Origin of the sequence: Embleya hyalina, from assembly GCF_003967355.1 — a bacterium.
Taxonomy (GTDB): Bacteria; Actinomycetota; Actinomycetes; order Streptomycetales; family Streptomycetaceae; genus Embleya; species Embleya hyalina.
The window spans coordinates 25,370-43,534 of the sequence record NZ_BIFH01000051.1; the positions used below are offsets into that span (position 1 = coordinate 25,370).

The window sequence follows — 18,165 nt, forward strand, 5'->3', positions numbered from 1 at the left end:
GGTGCGGCCGGACCCGACACCGGGTCCGGCCGCACCCGGGCCCGTCGTGCCCCGGGTCGACCGCTCCGCGCCAACCGTGCCGGTGGTCGGCGGTACATGTGCCCTACACCCGGGCGTGACCCATCCCACGTGGACGCCCGGGGCCGAATGAGCGTATGAACTGTTGAACACACCAACCATGTGGGTACGCCTGCCACGGGAGCACCCCACCCCTCCCGGTGAATCGAGGCAGCCGTGTGTTGGAGCGCCGGTACGGACCTCGTGATGGGCAGTGCCATCACGGCGGTCGGCATAGCGAGCGTCGCCTCCGTGCGACGGATCAACGATCTGCCGATGGCGCTGCTGCCGGTCGTCCTGGGCGCCCATCAGCTCATCGAGGCGGTGGTGTGGCAGGGCGAGACGGGTGACGTGTCGGCGGGTACCGCCGAGATCGCGCGCGAGGCCTGGGCGGTGATCGCCTTCCCGCTGTTGCCCGCCTTCGTCCCGCTCGCGGTGCTGGCCGCCCAGTGGCCGCTCGCCCGGGGCCGGGAGCGGGTCCGGGCCACGTTCTTCATCGTGCTCGGCCTGGTGGTCGCGGGCGCCCTCGGGCACGCGCTCGTCTCACGCCCGGTGAACGCCGAGATCTGCGGGAACACCGTGCGCTATTCGGTGGGCATCCCCGCCGCCCCGTGGGTGATCGCCGGCTATCTGGTCGCCACCCTCGGCTCGTTGTTGTTGGCCCGGGACCGACTGTTGCGGCTCCTGGGCCTGGTCTGCGCCGTCGGCGCGGCGATCACCATGCGCCTGTGGTTCCACGCGTTCGCGTCGACGTGGTGCGCGGTCGCGGCCGCGGCGAGCGTGATCGTGCTGTGGTGGGTACGCTCCCGGCGCCCCGCGCCACCGGGGAGCGCGGGCTCGTCGCCCGGACCCGTGTCCGAGCTGGTGCGCTGAGCCGGCGGCCCGGGGCGGCCCCGGGCCGCCGCGCGGCTCAGGGCAGGAGCAGCGAACTGTCCCCGAACTCGTGCCACAGGTAGTCCTCGGCCAGCGCCGCGTCGTAGGCCCTGCGCACCGCCGCCCGGCCCACCACCGCCTCCAGGAGCAGCAGGTGGGTGGCCTCGGGCGCGTGCAGGCCGCTGATCACGCCGTCGACCACCCGGGCCGGGCGGTCCGGGCCGAGCATCAGGTCGGTCCAGCCGCTCGTGGCCGCGATCTCGCCGTCGGGGCCCACCGCCGACTCCAGGGCCCGGGTCACGGTGGTGCCCACCGCGATCACCCGGCGGGCCCGGCGCACCAGGTGCGCGGTGCTCTCCGGCACGGCGAACCACTCGCGCAGCGGCGGTTCGCCGACCTCCTGGGAGGACACTCCGGTGTGCAGCACGATCGGCGCGACGGTGACCCCGCGGGTGATCAGGTCGACCACCAGCTCGTGGGTGAACGGCCGCCCGGCGCTGGGCATCTCGGCGCTGCCCTCGTCCCGGGCGAAGATCGTCTGATACGCCGTCAGCGGCCAGCGCTCGCGCACGTGGGCGTAGCTGATCGGTCGGCCGCGGTCGGCCAGGAAGGTCTCCACCCGGGCGTGCGGCACGGTGATCCGGGCCTTCCACAACCGCTGGGGGGTGTGCTCGTGCGGATACGGGTCCAGGAGCAGCGCCATGCCGCACCGGGTGCCGGGGAAGCGCACCGCCTCGAATCGGCGCACCCCGGCCACCGGCCCGGGCGTACCGTCGGTGTGCCGGAGTTCGAGGATCCAGGTCTCCTCGTCGAGCCGGGTGGCGAAGTGCACGGTGACCGGCGAGCCGTCGGCGCGGTAGCCGTCCACCGCGGCGGGCAGCGTCGCGGAGGTGTTCACCACGAGCAGGTCGCCCGGTCCCAGGTGCCGTCCCAGGTCGCGGAAGACGGTGTGCTCGACCCGCTCCCCCGCGTGCACGAGCAGCCGGACCCCGTCCCGCGCGAGTCCCCGCGCCTCGGCGGGTTCGGTCGCCTCGTGCACGGTCGCGGTGGTCACGAGATCACCGCCGGGGCGAACTCGGCGACCGTGTACCGTCCGCTCGCGGGACGCTCGTCGCACAGCCGCAGCAGGGCCGGCACCACGGTCTCGGGGTTCGGGCGGTCCGAGACGTCCTCGCCGGGGAACGCCCGTTGATGCAGGTCGGTGTTCATGTCCCCGGGGTCGAACGCGTACACGTCCAGGTCCGGGTTCTCGGCGGCCAGCGTCGCGCCGACGTGGTCGAGGGCGGCCTTGGCCGAGCCGTAGCCGCCCCAGCCGGGATAGGCGTTGACGGCGGCGTCCGAGCTGATGTTCACCACCGCGCCGCGGTCGCCGTCGAGCAGGAACGGCAGGGTGAGTCGGGTCAGCGCCAGCGGCGCGAACACGTTCACCTCGTACACCCGGACCAGGTCGGCCGGGGGGTGGTCGGCGAGCGGCGGCAGCGGGCTCGGCCCGAGCACGCTCGCGTTGTTGACGAGCAGGTCGAGGCGACCGGACTCGCGGACCACGTCGCGCAGTTCGCGACGGTGCGCGGGATCGGTCACGTCGCCGGCGACGGCGATCACGTCGGCGTCGCCCAGAGCGCGGAGTTCGCGGGCGGCCCGATCCAGGTCGGCGGCGCCGCGGGCGTCCAGGACCAGCGTCCAGGAGCGGAGGGCGAGCGCGCGGGCCAGGGCCAGGCCGAGGCCGCGCGAAGCGCCGGTGACGAGTGCGACAGGCATGGTGTTCTCCAGGGGAATTCCACACCCCACCCGGTGATGGGCTGCCCCTCTACACTGCAAGTTCAAGTGCACTTCAGGTCAAGCGACCGGGAGGCGCATCGCACGAAACTTCGGACGAGACCTGGGAGACGGTGTGCTCACCGGAACGGACCTGTTGACGGTCGGGCAGATGACCGCGCGCAGCGGATTCGCGGCATCCGCGCTGCGCTATTACGAGGCCGAGGGCCTGATCACCGCGAGTCGCACGACGGGCGGGCAACGCCGGTACGAGCGCCACATCCTGCGCCGGCTGGCGTTCATCCGCGCGGCGCAGAACATCGGCCTGTCGCTGGAGGAGATCCGGTCCGCGCTGAGCAATCTCCCGGAGGGGCGCACCCCCACCCCCGCCGACTGGGCCAAGATCAGCCGGGCCTGGCGCGGTCGCCTGGAGGAGGAGATCGAGGCCCTGGTACGACTGCGCGACGGCCTGGAGCAGTGCATCGGCTGCGGGTGCCTGTCGATGAAGCGCTGCCGGATCTCCAACCCCGACGACCAGGCCGCCCGCTACGGCTCCGGCGCGGTGACCCTGCCGGAACTGCTGCGCGAGGACCGGCGCCACCCACACGGCTGACGCCGACCGGGCGGGGTGACGCCCCCGCCCGGCCGACGGTCGGTCCTCAGTGGCGGTCGCGCACCACCGCGGCCGGCCGCGCGCCGGGCGCACCCGGCGCGGCCGGAGCCGCGGGTGCCGGGGGCGCCCCGAGCGCCGCCCAGTCCGGCTTCGCGCCGACGTCGAAGGTACGCAGCTTCGCCAGCACCGCCGGATCCTGCGCGTCGAGCCAGTCCACCAGGTCGTGGAAGCTCACGCACCTGGTCTCGGGCCGTGCGCAGGCCGTGCGCATCGCGCGTTCGACGGCCTTCATGTAGATGCCGCCGTTCCACCCCTCGAAGTGGTTACCGATCAGCAGCGGCGCCCGGTTGCCGGTGTACGCGCGGTCGAAGCCCGCCATGTAGCTCGCGTACGCCTGGTCCTCCCACTCGCCGAACCTGGCCGGGTCGCCCTTGACCGTGCGCGACTGGTTGAACATCACGTTGTAGTCCATCGACAGCACCTCGAACCGGCGCCCCGGCAGCGGGATCTGCTGGAGCGGCAGGTCCCACACCCCGTTCACCTTGTCCGGCCACACCTGCCGCCCGCCGGGCGAACTCGCGTCGTAGCGGAAGCCGAGCGAGGGTTCGGCCGCGAGCAGCGCCTTCTGTCCCTCCAGGCACGGTGCCCGGCCGCCGATGAGTTCCTTGTCGTAGTCGAACGGCAGCGCCGGCAGGTCGGCCCAGCCGGTGTTGGTCTTCCAGTTCTTCACGAACGCGCGAGCCTGATCCACCTCGCTGCGCCAGTCGTCGGCCGACCACGAACCGCCGCCGGTGGGACCGCAGAAGTGTCCGTTGAAGTGGGTGCCGATCTCGTGGCCCTCCTGCCACGCGGCGCCGAGCTGCTCCAGCGTCATCCGCAGGTGGGCGTCGTCGAGATAGCCGATGTCGGAGGCGCCGATCGGCTTGTGTGGCGGCTGATACCTGGCCTTCCCGGCCTCGGGCAGCACGTACACCCCGGACAGGAACAGGGTCATCCTGGCGTTGCTCTCCTTGGCCACCTGGCGGAAGCGGGAGAACAGCTTCTTGTCGTCCTCGCCCGCGCCGTCCCAGGAGAAGACCACGAACTGCGGCGGGATCGCGCCCGGGGCCAGCTTCTCCGGCCGGGGCCGATTCGGCTGCTCGCCGGTGTTCGAGGTCGAGCCGTCGCCGATCAGCGTCACCGGGGGCCGCCCGGCCGGCCCCTGGGGAGGTCTCGCGGGCGCGGCGGCCTTCTGTTCGGGATCGCTCCCGTGCCCGCGGGCGAAGACGACGAAGCCGATGGCGGCGACCACCGCCACCACAAGGACGAGGACGGCCATGGTGCGGGATGATCGCACGAATACCCCAAATGATTGTAAATATAGGGAAATCGACAGCAGGCTAGATCGCCCGCCGACCGGTTCGTCGACCCGCCCCACCGGGGTCGGCCGGCACCACCACATGGGATGAACGGGTACGGCCACTCGGCCGCAGTGTGAGCGGCCGCACGGGCCGGTGCAGGTGTCGCGGGTCCCGGACCGGCAATGGATAGCCCCGAGCCGGTGGTTCGCCTCGGCACGGGGCGGACCCTGGGGTCCGCCCGGGGTCCGGTCGCCGGGCCCGGACCGAGAACCGGCCGATCCCGGAGGGGACATCGATGCGCGAGACGCTTCGGGACGCCAAACACACGCTGCTGCCGCCGCACGACGACCCGCACGCCCCGCTGCCGCCGCTGCTGATCGTGCTCACCGTGGTCACCGGCCTGGTGGACGCGCTCAGCTATCTCGAACTGGGCCGGGTGTTCGTCGCGAACATGACCGGCAACGTGGTCTTCACCGGCTTCGCCCTGGCCGGCGCCCCCGGCCTGTCGGTGGCCGCCTCGCTCGCCGCGCTCGGCGCGTTCCTGATCGGCGCGGCCGGCGGCGGCCGGCTCGGCGTGGTCTTCGGCGCGCGCCGCGTGCGCCTGCTGTGGGTGGGCGCCTCGGTACAGGCCGCCCTGCTCGCCGCGGCACTGATCGTCGCCGCCGCGGTGCACGGCCTGGGCACCGGCGAGCGCTACACCCTGATCCTGCTGCTCGGCCTGGCCATGGGCCTGCAGAACGCGGTGGCCCGGCGACTGGCCGTCCCGGACCTGACCACCACCGTGTTGTCCCAGACACTGACCGGCCTGGCCGCCGACATCCGCCGGCTCGGCGGCACCGGATCCCGGGCCGGTCGCCGACTGCTCTCCGCGATCGCGATGGCACTGGGCGCGTTCACCGGCGCGATACTCGTCCTGCGCGTGCACGTGCTGATCGCGTTCGCCGCGCCGGTCGCCCTGCTGATCGGCACCGCCGCCGTCGCCTACCGATTCGACCTGCGGGAACGGCGCGACCGAAACGCCGGGGAAACCGTTTGAGGTCCGCGGCGCACCCGAGGTAGCCTTGGCGGGTCACATTGTCGTCCGTCTGGATGGTCCGTTGCGCATCTGAGGTCAGGACATCGCGCCGCTCGAGCCCTTCGTGCTCGCGGTCGCGTTCTCGACCTCGGTGTGGCCGTCCCGGACGACTTTTTTGTCGACTGTCTCGTTCGTCGACCGTTTCCGGTGCCTCCCGATCCCGCCGCGCGGTGTCCCACGCGATCCGTACATCACCGCGTCCCGGGAGAATCCGCATGTCCATTCCGACCGCACCCGCGATCGTCTGCTCCGCCCTGTCCTTCGCCTGGCCCGACGGCACGCCCGTCTGCACCGACCTGGATCTGTCCATCGGCGGCGGGCGTACCGGCCTGGTCGGCGTCAACGGCGCGGGCAAATCCACCCTGCTCAAACTGATCGCGGGCGAACTGCGCCCCACCGCCGGGTCGATCGGCCTCGCCGGCGACCTCGGCTACCTGCCGCAACATCTCCCGCTGGACGCCGACCGGCGCGTCGACGACGTGCTCGGCATCGCCGACACGCGGGCCGCGCTGCACGCGATCGAGGCCGGCGACGCCGACGTCCGGCACTTCGACACCATCGGCGACGACTGGGACGTCGAGGAACGCGCGCGGGCCGGGCTCGACCGGCTCGGCCTGCCGCACGTCGACCTCGACCGCACCGTCGGCACCCTCTCCGGCGGCGAGTCGGTGCTGCTCGGGCTGGCCGCGCTGCTGCTGCGCCGACCGGAGATCCTGCTCCTGGACGAGCCGACCAACAACCTCGACGCGTCCGCGCGCGAGCGGCTGTACGACGCGGTGAGCCGGTACCCGGGGGTGCTCGTCGTGGTCAGCCACGACCGGGCGCTGCTCGATCTGGTCGACCGGATCGTCGAGTTGTTGCCGGACCGGGCCCGTACCCACAGCGGCAACCTCAGCTCCTACCTCGACATCCTGGAGCAGGAGCGGGAGACCGCCGAGCGGCTGGTCCGGGTCGCCCAGACCGACGTGCGCAAGCAGAAGCGCGAGTTGGCCGAGGCCCAGATCCGGCTGGCCCGCCGCCTGCGCACCGGCCGCAAGGCCCAACTGGAGGGCGGCATCCCCAAGATCGTGGCCGGCAACCTCAAACGCGGCGCGGAGGTCTCCGCCGGCAAGCTCAGGGGCACCCACGAGGGCCGCCTGGACGACGCCAGGAGCCGACTGTCCGAGGCCAGGGACGCGGTCCGCGAGGACAAGGAGATCCGGATCGAACTGCCCGAGACCGAGGTGCCGGCCGGCCGCACCGTGCTCACCGTCGAGGGCCTGAACACGGCGGACGCGCTCTACGGCCCGCACGGCGTGGACCTGATCGTACGCGGCCCGGAACGCGTCGCCCTGGTCGGCGACAACGGTTCGGGCAAGACCACCCTGCTCCGCCTGCTCACCGGCGCGGCGCAACCGGCCGAGGGCACGGTCCGGATCAACGTCGAGGGGGTGCGCCACCTGCCCCAGCGGCTGGACATCCTCGACGACGACGCCACCGTCCTGGCCAACGTGCGCCGCTTCGCGCCCGAGGCGACCGACGCGGAACTGCGCGGCCGGCTGGCCCGCTTCCTCTTCCGGGGCAACCGCCCGGAGCAGCGGGTGGGCACGCTGTCCGGCGGCGAACGGTTCCGCGCCGTCCTGGCCGCCCTGCTGTCCGCCGACCCGCCGCCGCACCTGCTGATCCTCGACGAGCCGACGAACAACCTGGACCTGGCGTCGGTGCGCCAACTCGAACAGGCCCTGGGCGCCTATCGCGGCGCACTGGTCGTGGTCAGCCACGACCGCCCGTTCCTGGAGGCGATCGGGATCACCCGGGAGCTGACCCTGCGCCGCGGCGAGGGCTTCGCCGTGCCCACCCCGGAGGGCGACGCCGAGACCCCGGAGGCCGAGCCGGTCGAGTAGCCCCGGCCGGCGCGCGGCGGGGGCGCACCGCTCACCCCTGCTCGCGCGCCGACTCCGGGTCGTTGCCCCGCCGGAGCGCGCGCACCGGCGCGCCCGGCCGCCAGGTCCGGACCACGATCTCCTGCCCCTCGAGCCCGACCGCGCTCACCTCGCCGAGTTCCACCCGAAACAGGTGGAACGGGGTGGGCGCGTCGGTCTCCCCGACGTATCGCCCCTTCAACTCCTCGTCGGTCTCCTCGATCGCGCGCCCGCTGACCCGGACGTCGCCGTGCGTCATCTCGGCCCCCTCCCCCGGGTTGGCGAACAGCGAGAACCTCGGGTCGCGCAGCAGGTCGCGCGCCTTGAGCGAACCCGGCATCATGCCCAGCCACATCTGCTCGAACCGGAAGTCGGCCTCCAGGCCGGTCAACCGCGGCGAGCCGTCCCGACGCAGCGTGCCCAGCACGTGGTGCTTGTACATCCCGAAGCGCTCGCGCACCGTCGTCGCGAACTCCGGTTCGGCCTTCTCGAACTCCGCCCAACTCGTCATGACACCCATGGTGCCCATCCATCCCTGACAACCGCCGGCAAGGATTCCGGGTTAGTTTCGGGTCATGCGATCCGGTCGACTGGTGGCACTGCTGCTGCACCTGCAGAACCGACCCGGCGGCGCGACCGCCGCCGAGCTGGCCGACGAGCTGGAGGTGTCGGTACGCACCGTGTACCGCGACGTCGCCGCGCTCCAGTCGTCCGGGGTGCCGCTGTGGACCGAGACCGGCCCGCGGGGCGGGATCCGACTGGTCGAGGGCTGGCGGACCCGGCTGGACGGGCTCACCGGCGACGAGGCCGCCGCGCTGTTCCTGTCCGGCGCGCCGCACGCCGCCGACGCGCTGGGCCTGGACACGGTCCTGGTGGCGGCCCAGACCAAGGTGATGGCCACCCTGCCGGCCGACCTGCGCACCCGGGCGAGCCGGGTGCGGCGGCGGTTCCACCTGGACGCGCCGGGGTGGTTCGCCCGGGACGAGGACGTCCCGCACCTGACCGGGATCGCCGGCGCGGTGTGGACCGGCCGGCGGATCGACGTGCGCTACGCCCGCCGCGACCGCGAGGTGACCCGCCGGCTCGACCCGCTCGGCCTCGTGCTCAAGGCCGGCGTCTGGTACCTGGTCGCCCGGCATCGCGTCGACATCCGCAGCTATCGCGTCTCGCGCGTGGTGGCCGCGAGCACCCGGCCGGAACGCTTCGAGCGGCCCGACGACTTCGACCTGAGCACCTGGTGGACGCACCACAACGACGACTTCGCCCGCTCGCTGATGCGGTTCGCCTGCGTGATCCGGGTGTCGCCGTTCGGCTCGGCGCAGCTGCCCCGGGTGTTCGGCCCGGTCGTCGCCGGGGACGCGCTCGCGACGGCCGGACCGCCCGACCCGCACGGATGGCGCGAGCTGCGCCTGTGGGCCGAGTCCGAGGAGGTCGCCACCGGTCAACTGGTCATGCTGGGAGCCGAGATGGAGGCGGTGTCGCCGCCGAGTCTGCGCCGGGCGGTGGCCGCCGTGGGCGCGGGCATCGCCACTCGCCACGGCGTACCCCAGGGTCCCCCCTGAGGCTGACGCCCCTCGTCTTCGGGCGCACGTCGCGGTGAATCCGACATTTGGGGAACCGCGGGCCGGATGCGGATCGTTGGCACCACGAGAATCAACGCAGCGTGATCACACGCGCACACACGTTCGGGAGCTACCCCACCGGTACGGGGCTCCCCTAGGGGCAAGGGTCGCTTGGCGGACCCCGGGTCCTCCCTGCGTAGGACGAGCGGGTCTGTCCTTGGAGAGGATTCGCCGCGACGCCTTCCCCCATACGGTGATCGAGTGCACTGCAAGAGCGGAGCGCGCCACCCTTCACCTCAACATGGGGGACAGACTCGTGACCACGGCCACGGCTGCCATGACCGACGCGGACTCCAGGGGCACCATCGCCGCCCGCGCGCAGCAGCTCACCAAGGCGTACGGCGAAGGCGAGACCCGAGTCGTCGCTCTCGACAGTGTGGACGTCCAGATCGGTCGCGGCCAGTTCACCGCGATCATGGGCCCCTCGGGCTCCGGCAAGTCGACCCTGATGCACTGCCTCGCCGGCCTCGACACCGCGACCAGCGGCAAGAGCTGGATCGGCAACACGGAGATCACGAGCCTGAAGGACAAGGCGCTCACCAAGCTCCGCCGCGACAACATCGGCTTCATCTTCCAGGCGTTCAACCTGCTTCCGACGCTGACCGCGCTGGAGAACATCACGCTGCCGATGGACATCGCCGGCCGCAAGCCCGACCGGGCCTGGCTGGACAACGTGATCGAGACCGTCGGCCTGCGCGACCGGCTCAAGCACCGTCCGACCGAGCTCTCCGGCGGTCAGCAGCAGCGTGTCGCCTGCGCCCGGGCGCTGGCCAGCCGGCCCGAGATCATCTTCGGCGACGAGCCGACCGGCAACCTGGACTCGCGCTCCGGCGCCGAGGTGCTGGGCTTCCTGCGGCGCAGCGTCAACGAACTCGGTCAGACCATCGTGATGGTCACCCACGACCCCAACGCGGCGTCCTACGCGGACCGGGTCCTGTTCCTGGCAGACGGTCGAATCGTCGACGAGATGCTGCGTCCCACGTCCGATGCCGTGTTGGAGCGCATGAAGCGCTTCGACGGTGCCCGGACCAGCTGAAACAGGCGGAGAGTCCCCCACCATGTTGAAAGCCACGTTCCGCAGCTTCCTGGCCCACAAGGGCCGAATGGTGCTGTCCGCCCTGGCGGTCCTGCTGTCGGTCGCGTTCGTCTCCGGCACCCTGGTCTTCACCGACACGATCACCAAGACCTTCGACGAGCTGTTCAAGTCCACCGCGTCGGACGTCTCGATCAAGCCCAAGTCCGAGTTCAGCAAGGAAGACCTCGCGCTCACCGGCGAGACGCCCGTCGTCCAGCGGTCGCTGATCGACAAGATCAAGAAGGTCGACGGCGTCAAGGAGGCGCACGGCAGCATCAGCCTCGAGTCGTTCACGATCGTCGACAAGAACAACAAGTCGGTGGGCCCGTCCAGCGGCGCGCCGACCATCGTCACCAACTGGTTCGAGACCGACCGCACGCCGGTCAAGATCACCAGTGGTGCCGCGCCCAAGGGCCCGGGCGAGGCGCTGATCGACTCCGACACGGCGAAGAAGAAGCACGTCAAGATCGGTGACCAGCTTCGGGCGATCGGGGCGAACGGCGAGTTCCCGTTCAAGATCAGCGGCATCCTCACCTTCACCGCCACCAACCCCGGCGCCGCGCTGCTCTCGTTCGACGACGCCACCGCCTCGCAGCGCCTGCTCGGCGACCCGAACGCCGTCACCTCGGTATCGGTGTCGGCCGCCGCCGGCGTCGCCGACAAGGACCTCAAGCAGCGGGTCGAGCAGGTGCTCAACGACCCGAAGAACTTCGAGGTCAAGACGGCCGCGGAGACGGCCAAGGAATCCAACGACCAGCTCGGCAGCTTCCTGAACGTGATGAAGTACGCGATGCTCGGCTTCGCCGGTGTCGCCGTCCTCGTCGGCGTCTTCCTGATCTTCAACACCTTCTCCATGCTGGTCGCCCAGCGCACCCGTGAACTGGGTCTGATGCGGGCGATCGGGGCGAGTCGGGCGGACGTGAACCGCTCGGTGCTCCTGGAGGCGGTCCTGCTCGGCGTGGTCGGCTCCACGCTCGGCCTGGCGGCGGGCCTCGGGCTGGCCGTCGGCCTCAAGGCGCTGATCAGCGCGGTCGGGATCAACCTCAAGGGCACGTCCCTGGTGATCAAGACCGCCACCCCGATCGTGGCCTACCTGGTCGGCGTGATCGTCACCGTGATCGCCGCGTACGTCCCGGCCCGCCGCGCGGGCAAGGTCGCCCCGATGGCGGCCCTGCGCGAGGCCGGCGCGCCGCCGCAGAAGTCGATCAAGACCCGCTCGGTGATCGGCGCGGTCCTGTTCGGTCTGGGCGCACTCGCGCTGGTCGCCGGAGCCACCTCGTCCAACGGTGGCCAGGGTGGCGGATTCGTGGGCCTGGGCGTGCTGTTCACGCTGCTCGGCTTCATCGTGCTGGCGCCGCTCCTGGCCCGCACCGTGGTCCCGGCGCTGGCCGCCTGGTACCCGAAGCTGTTCGGCTCGATGGGCCGGCTCAGCCGGGAGAACGCGCTGCGCAACCCGCGGCGTACCGGTGCCACCGCGTCGGCGATCATGATCGGTGTCGCCCTCGTCAGCGGTATGGCGGTCGCGGCCTCGTCCATGTCGGCCTCCTTCGACAAGCAGATCGACAAGTCGCTGGGCTCCGACTACACCATCCAGTCGCTGACCGGGACCTTCCCCGAGAACATCGTCGACGCGGCCCGCAAGACCCCCGGTGTCGGCGAGGTGGTCGCCTCGACCCTGACCAACGCGAACATCACCGCGGACGGCAAGTCCAAGAAGGACTTCGTCCTCGGCTCGGACCCGGGCATCGACGGCACGGTCAAGACCACCTACCTCCAGGGCAGCGGCGACGCGGCCATCTCGGCGGGCAAGGCGGCGATCGGCGAGGACTTCGCCAAGGACCACCACCTGGGCATCGGCGGCAAGATCGAACTCGGCTTCCCGAACGGGCAGAAGACCACGGTCGAGGTCGGCGCGATCCGCAAGAAGTCCGACGACATCATCGGCATGGGCGAGACGATCGTGATCCCGAACACGATCATGAAGAAGTTCGTCCCGAACGTGCAGTACCAGAGCGTCAGCATCAACGCGGCCAGTGGTCAGGACGCGACGAAGGTCGGCGCCGCGCTCAAGACGGCGCTCGAACCCTTCCCGCAGGTCAAGGCGCGTGACCAGAGCGACTACAAGGAACTGATCGGCAAGCAGATCGACACGTTCCTGTACCTGATCTACGGTCTGCTCGGCCTGGCGATCATCATCTCGATCCTGGGCGTGATCAACACGCTGGCGCTGTCGGTGGTCGAGCGCACCAGGGAGATCGGTCTGATGCGGGCGATCGGCGCCTCGCGGCGGCAGATCCGCCGGATGATCCGCCTGGAGTCCATGGTGATCGCGGTGTTCGGCGCCCTGGTCGGGCTCGCGCTCGGCATGGCGTGGGGCATCGGCGCCCAGCGCCTGCTGGCCAACCAGGGTCTGGACGTGCTCAAGGTCCCGTGGGGCACGGTCGTCGGCATCGTGATCGCCGCGGCGGTCGTCGGCCTGCTGGCCGCGGTGATGCCGGCCTTCCGGGCGGCACGGATGAACGTCCTGCGCGCCATCGCGACGGACTGACCCGGAGGGGCGACCCTCCCGACAGGCAGCCGGCTCCCCATCCTCCCCCCTTGGGGAGCCGGTGACCGAAGAGCCCCCCGCACCGCCTTGCGCAGGCGGTGCGGGGGGCTCTTTCGCGTCGGCGGGGCGGGTGTCAGGAGCGGGCGGCGGGGCCGGACTCCAGTGCCCGGCGGCAGAGTCGGTCGGCCTGGCGGGTGGTCTCCGGGAGGCGGTAGCGCGGGGTCAGGGCCAGCACGTGCGCGCAGGCCGTGTCCAGGTCGACGCCGTGGCCGATCGACACGAAGACCGGCTTGACCGCGTCACGGGTGCGCAGCGCGCGTCCGACCACGTCACCCTCGTACACCAGGTCGGCGGCCTCGCCGCGCGCCTGCCCGGGCGGCTCGTACGTCCCGACGAACTGCGTCTTGCCGACCCCGATGGTCGGGAGGCCGGTGAGCACGCCGAGGTGGCAGGCCAGCCCGAAGCGGCGCGGATGGGCCAGCCCCTGGCCGTCGCAGACCAGCAGGTCCGGTGCGGCGTCGAGGCGTTCGAGCGCGGCCAGCAGGGCCGGGATCTCCCGGAACGCGAACAGGCCCGGGACGTACGGGAAGGTCGCCACGCCGTGCACCACGGAGCTCTCCAGGACGGCGTGCGTCCGGGCGTCCAACACCACGACGGCGGCGGCCAGTTCGTCCGAGTCCTCGGCGTAGGCCACATCGAGGCCGGCGACCCGGCGCACCTCGCCCGGCTGCGGCCCCGGTCCGACCGTGTCCACCGTCGGCCGCAGCCGATCCTGCACGGCCAACGCCTCGGCGGCGGTCCGCGGCCACTCCTCGGCCGATGCGATCGCGGAAGAAGTGCTCATCCCGAGAACGTACCGCCGGCCTCCGGGGATGGAACCCGCCGGTGGGCTGTCGCGTCCACTCTGCGGGTGCGTACGACTCCGCGGGTGTGTACGACCGACGACGAGGGGGCAGGGCGATGGCGGTGCGGCGGTGGAGTGTGGGGGCGGTGATCGCGGCCGGGGTGGTTCTGGGGGTCTCGGGGTGTGGTGGATCCGGGGGTGATCCGTTCGTGGTGTCGGCGCCCTCGACGACGGCGCCGCCGGCTCGGGCGCACGCGACCAGGGTGGACACCGGCACCGTCGCCTTCGAGGTCCGCGCCGCCGGGGGCACCGATGCGGGCGCGCAGACCGTGACCACCCCGTGCGATCGGGTCCTGCTCGCGCTCGACGACGTCACGATCGAGTCCAACGAGGTGACCTGCAAGGCGCCGGGCGGCGCGCCCGGCAACGGGTGGCACGGCCTGTACCGCACGGCGGCCGACGTCCCGCCCGGCGCGGTGACCCAGACCGTGCGGACGCCGCTGGGTGAGGCGGTGCTGTTCACCCAGGAGTACTACGAGGCGACCAACTCGGTGCGGCGTTGGCGCGAGCCGGTCGCGATCGTGACCCTGGGCAACCCGCGTTCGCGCAACCATCCGACCCTCGTCGTACGCGCCGACAAGGGCAGGCTGGACCAGTCCCGGCTCGCCGGCTTCGTCCGCGTCAACCTGCTGCCCCTGGGGTGAGGTCCGCGGCCGGTGCCGGTGACGCAGAGGGTCCGGTGACGGCGAGGGTAAGGAACGCGCTCGGATCGGCATGGTGAACGCCAAGAGCGCGTCAACGCGGGCGCCGGCGGGTCGATTCGGGGCGAGGCTGAAGGCGGTCGAAAGGAGGCCGTCATGTTCGCCGTGCTGCGTCGGGTCACCGGAATTCGTCGTACCGTCGCGCTCCGCCGGACCGGTGGCCGGGGCGCCGAGGGCGGTCCGCAGGCCGTGGTGGTGCCGATCGTGCGCATGGACGCCGCCGCGGTCGCCGCGCTCGCGGCCGCGCGGGACATGGGCGGGCGGGCGATCGCGGTGCATGTGACGCGCCCCGGCGAACGGGCCGTTCGGGACGCGCTGGTGGACGCGTGGGACGCGGCCGGCGTGGACGCGCCGCTGAGCGTGGTCTTCGACGAGCGGGACCGGCTCGTCGAGGCGCTGGCGACGTTCGTCCGGGGTCTGCCGGAGCGCCGGGTGGCCGTGTTGGTGCCGGCCGCCGCCGACCCGGCCCGGGGGCGCGGACGGCACGACGTCCTGGTCGAGGCGCTGCGCGCGGAGGGTTGCGCGCTGCTGGTGGTCCGGGCCGAGGCCGCCGCGCCTCCGCCGCCCGCGCGCGACCCACTGGTCACCGCCGCCTGACGGGGCCGGCCGAAATCGGCGACCCTGTTGACCGGATTCGGCGCGCGACTAGGCTTCCGGGGCGTTGTGCCCATTCACCGGAGGCCGAAGTGACCGAGAGCAGAGCAGGCGGAGCGCCCGCGCGACGTGGCCCCGGCGAGTTGGAGTCCGAGATCCTGTCCCTGCTGTGGATGTCGCCGACGGCGATGGGCGCGGCCGCGGTGCAGGCACGGGTCTCCGGCGATCTGGCGTACACGACGGTGGTGACGATCCTGTCCCGCCTGCACGACAAGGGCGTGCTCCAGCGCACCAGGTCGGGCCGGTCCTACGTGTACGCGCCGGTGTACGACGAGGCCGGGCTCGCCGCGCGGCGGATGCGCCAGGTGCTGGACAAGGAGGGCGACCGCCGCGCGGTCCTCGCCCGATTCGTCTCCGACCTGTCCACCGACGACGAGGCACTGCTGCGCCGACTGCTGGAAGAGGGCGGGTCCTAGTCGGGCGCACCGGCTCGTCCACCGACCCGGAAGCGCGTGGCAGATCTTCAGTAGGTCGGAAAGTCCGCCGTCGTCAACGCGAACCCGAAACCGGGCAGCGGCACGTCCTGGCCGAAGGCGTAGGCCGCGCGAGCGGTGTACTTGCCGCTCTTGGGCTCGAAGTTGACCACGATCGTGCCCTGGCGCGGGTCGACGATCAGGTAGACCGGGATGCGCATGCGCGGATAGTCGCGCAGCTTGGCCTCCCAGTCGTTCTCGGGGTTCGATCGGGACACGACCTCGACGACGAGTCGCAGGTCGGCGGCGGGAATGTGGTTCTCGATGGTGATGAGATCGTCTTCCGGAAAGACGCAGACATCGGGGTTGCGCCTTATCAGGTTGACATCGTCCAACACGTCGATTCCACCGTGCACCGCCATCCCGGCCCACTCGGGACGCCCGGCGATCCCCTGCTCGATGCGCATGCGCAGGCGACGCACGATGAACTCGTGGATGCCGGAGGGGCCGGTCATCATGACGAGGGTGCCATCGCTGATCTCGACCTTGTAATTGGACGGCGTGCGCATGCTCTCGGCGATGGCGGTCAGTCGGTCGAATTCCTCGCGGTCCATACTCCCCATGGTAGGTCGTACGTTTTCGAGATCGCGTTGCGTGGCGGGATGGTCACCCGGATGGGAACGGGCGTGCCCTCGAGGTTGACCCCCACGCGGGTCACCGGGAGACTTTCGGGTGTGGGGATCACGACGTGGGCTGCCGGCTTCGGCGGGCCTGTTGTCGCGCCTGTGATGCGGCGGCATCGGATCGCGCATCTTCCCGTTCCGCCCGGTATGCGCTGTCGGTAGGGCGCGCGCCGGCTTCGGTTTGTTGATGGGTCGTCATGTCTCGTGAACGTGCGGGGTTTCGGCGGTCCGCGCCCGCGTGCGCCCGCTTCGGATGACGTGTTTTTCATGCGAAGGCCGAAAGGGACACCACGCTCATGACCGCTGTAACCGTTTCCGTATCGCCCGTTGCCGCCCGAATCGGGGCCGTGGTCGAAGGAGTTCGCCTGGGCGGCGAGCTCGACTCGATCACGGTGGACACCGTCCGGGACGCACTGCACCGGCACAGGGTGATCTTCTTCCGCGACCAGCACCACCTGGACGACGCGGGTCAACTCGCCTTCGCCCGGCTCCTCGGCGAGCCGATCGGGCACCCGACCGCGTCCGCCGAGGGCGAGCTGATCGTGCCGATCGACACCGATCACGGGGTGGTCGCCGATCGTTGGCACACCGATGTCACGTTCGTTCCCGCCTATCCGCTCGCCTCCATCCTGCGCGCGGTGCGGTTGCCGGACGTGGGCGGGGATACGTTGTGGGCCGATACCGCGAGCGCCTACGCGGAACTGCCCGCTCCGCTGGCGGCGTTCGCGGATTCGCTGCGGGCGGTGCACAGCAATCGGCACGACTACGCGGCGGCCGACACGGATGTGGTGAGCGAGGCGCGGAAGGACTATCGGGAGTTGTTCGAGTCGACCGTGTACGAAACCGAGCACCCGGTCGTGCGGATACACCCGGTCACGGGTGAACGCACGCTGGTTCTGGGGGCGTTCGTGCGTCGGCTGGTGGGCTTCGACGCCGAGGACTCGGCGGCGTTGCTCGCGCTGTTCCGGAAGCACGTCACTCGGCCCGAGAACACCGTGCGGTGGCGGTGGCGGGCGGGTGACGTGGCGATCTGGGACAACCGGGCGACCCAGCATCGGGTGATCACCGACTTCGACGGGGCGCGGCGGTTGTTGCACCGGGTGACGATCGACGGGGACGTTCCGGTGGGGGTGGATGGTCGGCCCAGCCTCGCGCTTCTGCCTGTCCGCGAGGCGGTGGCCTAGGACGGCGGGCCTGGCCGGCTCAGGTCGGCCTGGGTCGGCTTGCCGTCCTCAAACGCCGGACGGGCTGATCGGCCCGGCCTTCGGCCGAGGCGGCCTCAAACGCCGGCCGGGCTGGAGTTTCGCCCGGTCGGCGTTTCGCCCGACGTTGCGGAGGTGGCACCGGACGCCGGCGTGGGTGGATTTGGCCTGCCGGCGTTTCAACCGACGTTGCGGAGGTGGCGCCGGACGATGTTTCGGGCCTGGTTGCGGGGTTGGCTCTGGACACCGGTGGGCGGCGGTTTGGGTCGCCGGCGTTTCGTCCGACGTTGCCGGGTGTGGCGCCGGACGTTGGTGGGCGGTTTTGTGTGTGGTGTTGGTCAGGTTGGGTTTCGGGTTGGTGTGCGGCGGCGGGTTGCCAGTTCGAGGAGGTGGTGGAGGGTGGCCTGCTTCGGGAGGGTTCGCGGGAGGCGGTCGCCGTAGGGGAGGCGGGAGCGGGCCTTGCGCCACAGGCGGTCCGGGAGGGTTTTGGGGTCCTGGTGGTAGCGGACCTTGGTGAGGAGTCGGCGGGCCTCCGCGTCGGCCGGGTTGAGGGCGAGGGTGACCGCCAAGTGTTCGGCGGCGGTGTTCCAGCGGGCGCTTCGGGCCGCCCGTACCGCGTCGTTGAAGTGGCGGTCGGCCAGTTCGACGAGGCCGGCGAGCGCGCCGAGGTCGCCGCCGCAGGCCGGGCAGCGGCCGGTCAGGTCGGCGATCCGGCGGCGGCACAGGGGGCAGGTGATCGCGAACGCCAT

General features: G+C 71.6%; 18 protein-coding genes. 11 read left to right on the forward strand and 7 right to left on the reverse strand.

The features are described from left to right. Window positions 1-234: 234 nt before the first annotated feature. On the forward strand, window positions 235-930 hold the full coding sequence (locus EMA17_RS46195; protein ID WP_307721596.1) for a DUF6629 family protein: 696 nt from the start codon (window positions 235-237) through the stop codon (window positions 928-930). Between the two features lie 37 nt (window positions 931-967). On the opposite strand, the gene EMA17_RS46200 is transcribed toward EMA17_RS46195, so the two are convergent. Beyond that, a complete protein-coding gene (locus tag EMA17_RS46200; RefSeq protein WP_126643228.1) occupies window positions 968-1,984 on the reverse strand; it encodes an S-adenosylmethionine:tRNA ribosyltransferase-isomerase in 1,017 nt (338 codons plus the stop codon). Next, window positions 1,981-2,688 (reverse strand): SDR family NAD(P)-dependent oxidoreductase, encoded by a 708-nt coding sequence (locus EMA17_RS46205; RefSeq protein ID WP_126643229.1) that lies wholly within the window; start codon window positions 2,686-2,688, stop codon window positions 1,981-1,983. The genes EMA17_RS46200 and EMA17_RS46205 overlap by 4 nt, the downstream gene beginning before the upstream one ends. A gap of 133 nt (window positions 2,689-2,821) precedes the next feature. Between EMA17_RS46205 and soxR the strand changes: the two genes are divergently transcribed. After that, window positions 2,822-3,298 carry a redox-sensitive transcriptional activator SoxR gene (gene soxR, locus EMA17_RS46210; protein ID WP_201260865.1) on the forward strand — a complete coding sequence of 159 codons (477 nt, stop codon included), beginning with the start codon at window positions 2,822-2,824 and terminating at the stop codon, window positions 3,296-3,298. Window positions 3,299-3,344: 46 nt separating this feature from the next. Here soxR and EMA17_RS46215 read toward each other — a convergent pair whose 3' ends face one another. Continuing rightward, window positions 3,345-4,616, reverse strand: a complete 1,272-nt coding sequence (locus EMA17_RS46215; RefSeq protein ID WP_126643230.1) for a polysaccharide deacetylase family protein — start codon at window positions 4,614-4,616, stop codon at window positions 3,345-3,347. Window positions 4,617-4,933: 317 nt separating this feature from the next. Between EMA17_RS46215 and EMA17_RS46220 the strand changes: the two genes are divergently transcribed. Further along, a complete protein-coding gene (locus tag EMA17_RS46220) occupies window positions 4,934-5,674 on the forward strand; it encodes a YoaK family protein (RefSeq protein WP_126643231.1) in 741 nt (246 codons plus the stop codon). Between the two features lie 254 nt (window positions 5,675-5,928). Next, window positions 5,929-7,596: an ABC-F family ATP-binding cassette domain-containing protein gene (locus EMA17_RS46225; protein WP_126643232.1), complete on the forward strand. Its 1,668-nt coding sequence runs from the start codon at window positions 5,929-5,931 to the stop codon at window positions 7,594-7,596. Between the two features lie 31 nt (window positions 7,597-7,627). Here EMA17_RS46225 and EMA17_RS46230 read toward each other — a convergent pair whose 3' ends face one another. Continuing rightward, complete coding sequence (locus EMA17_RS46230; RefSeq protein ID WP_126643233.1) at window positions 7,628-8,125, reverse strand: pyridoxamine 5'-phosphate oxidase family protein; 498 nt, start codon at window positions 8,123-8,125, stop codon at window positions 7,628-7,630. Window positions 8,126-8,189: 64 nt separating this feature from the next. Here EMA17_RS46230 and EMA17_RS46235 point away from each other — a divergent pair, with 64 nt between their 5' ends. From EMA17_RS46235 to EMA17_RS46245, 3 genes are all read left to right on the forward strand, one after another. Then, complete coding sequence (locus tag EMA17_RS46235) at window positions 8,190-9,176, forward strand: helix-turn-helix transcriptional regulator (RefSeq protein ID WP_126643234.1); 987 nt, start codon at window positions 8,190-8,192, stop codon at window positions 9,174-9,176. Between the two features lie 337 nt (window positions 9,177-9,513). After that, window positions 9,514-10,272, forward strand: coding sequence for an ABC transporter ATP-binding protein (locus tag EMA17_RS46240; RefSeq protein ID WP_126643295.1), 759 nt, complete (start codon window positions 9,514-9,516; stop codon window positions 10,270-10,272). Window positions 10,273-10,294: 22 nt separating this feature from the next. Then, window positions 10,295-12,859 (forward strand): ABC transporter permease, encoded by a 2,565-nt coding sequence (locus tag EMA17_RS46245; protein ID WP_126643235.1) that lies wholly within the window; start codon window positions 10,295-10,297, stop codon window positions 12,857-12,859. Window positions 12,860-12,992: 133 nt separating this feature from the next. Here EMA17_RS46245 and nfi read toward each other — a convergent pair whose 3' ends face one another. Further along, a complete protein-coding gene (nfi, locus tag EMA17_RS46250; protein WP_126643236.1) occupies window positions 12,993-13,703 on the reverse strand; it encodes a deoxyribonuclease V in 711 nt (236 codons plus the stop codon). Between the two features lie 116 nt (window positions 13,704-13,819). On the opposite strand from nfi, the gene EMA17_RS46255 reads away from it, so the two are divergent. The 3 genes from EMA17_RS46255 (at window position 13,820) to EMA17_RS46265 (ending at window position 15,534) form a co-directional block, all read left to right on the forward strand. Then, window positions 13,820-14,407, forward strand: a complete 588-nt coding sequence (locus EMA17_RS46255; protein ID WP_126643237.1) for a hypothetical protein — start codon at window positions 13,820-13,822, stop codon at window positions 14,405-14,407. A 153-nt stretch (window positions 14,408-14,560) separates the two neighbouring features. Further along, a complete protein-coding gene (locus EMA17_RS46260; protein ID WP_126643238.1) occupies window positions 14,561-15,061 on the forward strand; it encodes a hypothetical protein in 501 nt (166 codons plus the stop codon). Between the two features lie 89 nt (window positions 15,062-15,150). Then, entirely contained in the window at window positions 15,151-15,534 is a 384-nt protein-coding gene (locus EMA17_RS46265; RefSeq protein WP_170222368.1) for a BlaI/MecI/CopY family transcriptional regulator, read from the forward strand. A 47-nt stretch (window positions 15,535-15,581) separates the two neighbouring features. On the opposite strand, the gene EMA17_RS46270 is transcribed toward EMA17_RS46265, so the two are convergent. Beyond that, entirely contained in the window at window positions 15,582-16,145 is a 564-nt protein-coding gene (locus EMA17_RS46270; RefSeq protein ID WP_160161812.1) for a Uma2 family endonuclease, read from the reverse strand. 365 nt (window positions 16,146-16,510) lie between these two features. Between EMA17_RS46270 and EMA17_RS46275 the strand changes: the two genes are divergently transcribed. After that, window positions 16,511-17,398 carry a TauD/TfdA dioxygenase family protein gene (locus EMA17_RS46275; RefSeq protein WP_126643240.1) on the forward strand — a complete coding sequence of 296 codons (888 nt, stop codon included), beginning with the start codon at window positions 16,511-16,513 and terminating at the stop codon, window positions 17,396-17,398. 356 nt (window positions 17,399-17,754) lie between these two features. Here the strand turns inward: EMA17_RS46275 and EMA17_RS55670 are convergent, their stop codons facing one another. Continuing rightward, window positions 17,755-18,165: a hypothetical protein gene (locus EMA17_RS55670; protein ID WP_126643241.1), complete on the reverse strand. Its 411-nt coding sequence runs from the start codon at window positions 18,163-18,165 to the stop codon at window positions 17,755-17,757.

Coding starts and splice junctions, on each gene's coding strand:
- EMA17_RS46260 (WP_126643238.1), top strand. CDS start 14,561: ATGTTCGCCGTGCTGCGTCGGGTCACCGGAATTCGTCGTACCGTCGCG.
- EMA17_RS46255 (WP_126643237.1), top strand. CDS start 13,820: ATGGCGGTGCGGCGGTGGAGTGTGGGGGCGGTGATCGCGGCCGGGGTG.
- EMA17_RS46270 (WP_160161812.1), bottom strand. CDS start 16,145: ATGGACCGCGAGGAATTCGACCGACTGACCGCCATCGCCGAGAGCATG.
- EMA17_RS46245 (WP_126643235.1), top strand. CDS start 10,295: ATGTTGAAAGCCACGTTCCGCAGCTTCCTGGCCCACAAGGGCCGAATG.
- EMA17_RS46230 (WP_126643233.1), bottom strand. CDS start 8,125: ATGACGAGTTGGGCGGAGTTCGAGAAGGCCGAACCGGAGTTCGCGACG.
- nfi (WP_126643236.1), bottom strand. CDS start 13,703: ATGAGCACTTCTTCCGCGATCGCATCGGCCGAGGAGTGGCCGCGGACC.
- EMA17_RS46235 (WP_126643234.1), top strand. CDS start 8,190: ATGCGATCCGGTCGACTGGTGGCACTGCTGCTGCACCTGCAGAACCGA.
- EMA17_RS46240 (WP_126643295.1), top strand. CDS start 9,514: ATGACCGACGCGGACTCCAGGGGCACCATCGCCGCCCGCGCGCAGCAG.
- EMA17_RS46225 (WP_126643232.1), top strand. CDS start 5,929: ATGTCCATTCCGACCGCACCCGCGATCGTCTGCTCCGCCCTGTCCTTC.
- EMA17_RS55670 (WP_126643241.1), bottom strand. CDS start 18,165: ATGGCGTTCGCGATCACCTGCCCCCTGTGCCGCCGCCGGATCGCCGAC.
- EMA17_RS46205 (WP_126643229.1), bottom strand. CDS start 2,688: ATGCCTGTCGCACTCGTCACCGGCGCTTCGCGCGGCCTCGGCCTGGCC.
- EMA17_RS46275 (WP_126643240.1), top strand. CDS start 16,511: ATGACCGCTGTAACCGTTTCCGTATCGCCCGTTGCCGCCCGAATCGGG.
- EMA17_RS46220 (WP_126643231.1), top strand. CDS start 4,934: ATGCGCGAGACGCTTCGGGACGCCAAACACACGCTGCTGCCGCCGCAC.
- EMA17_RS46215 (WP_126643230.1), bottom strand. CDS start 4,616: ATGGCCGTCCTCGTCCTTGTGGTGGCGGTGGTCGCCGCCATCGGCTTC.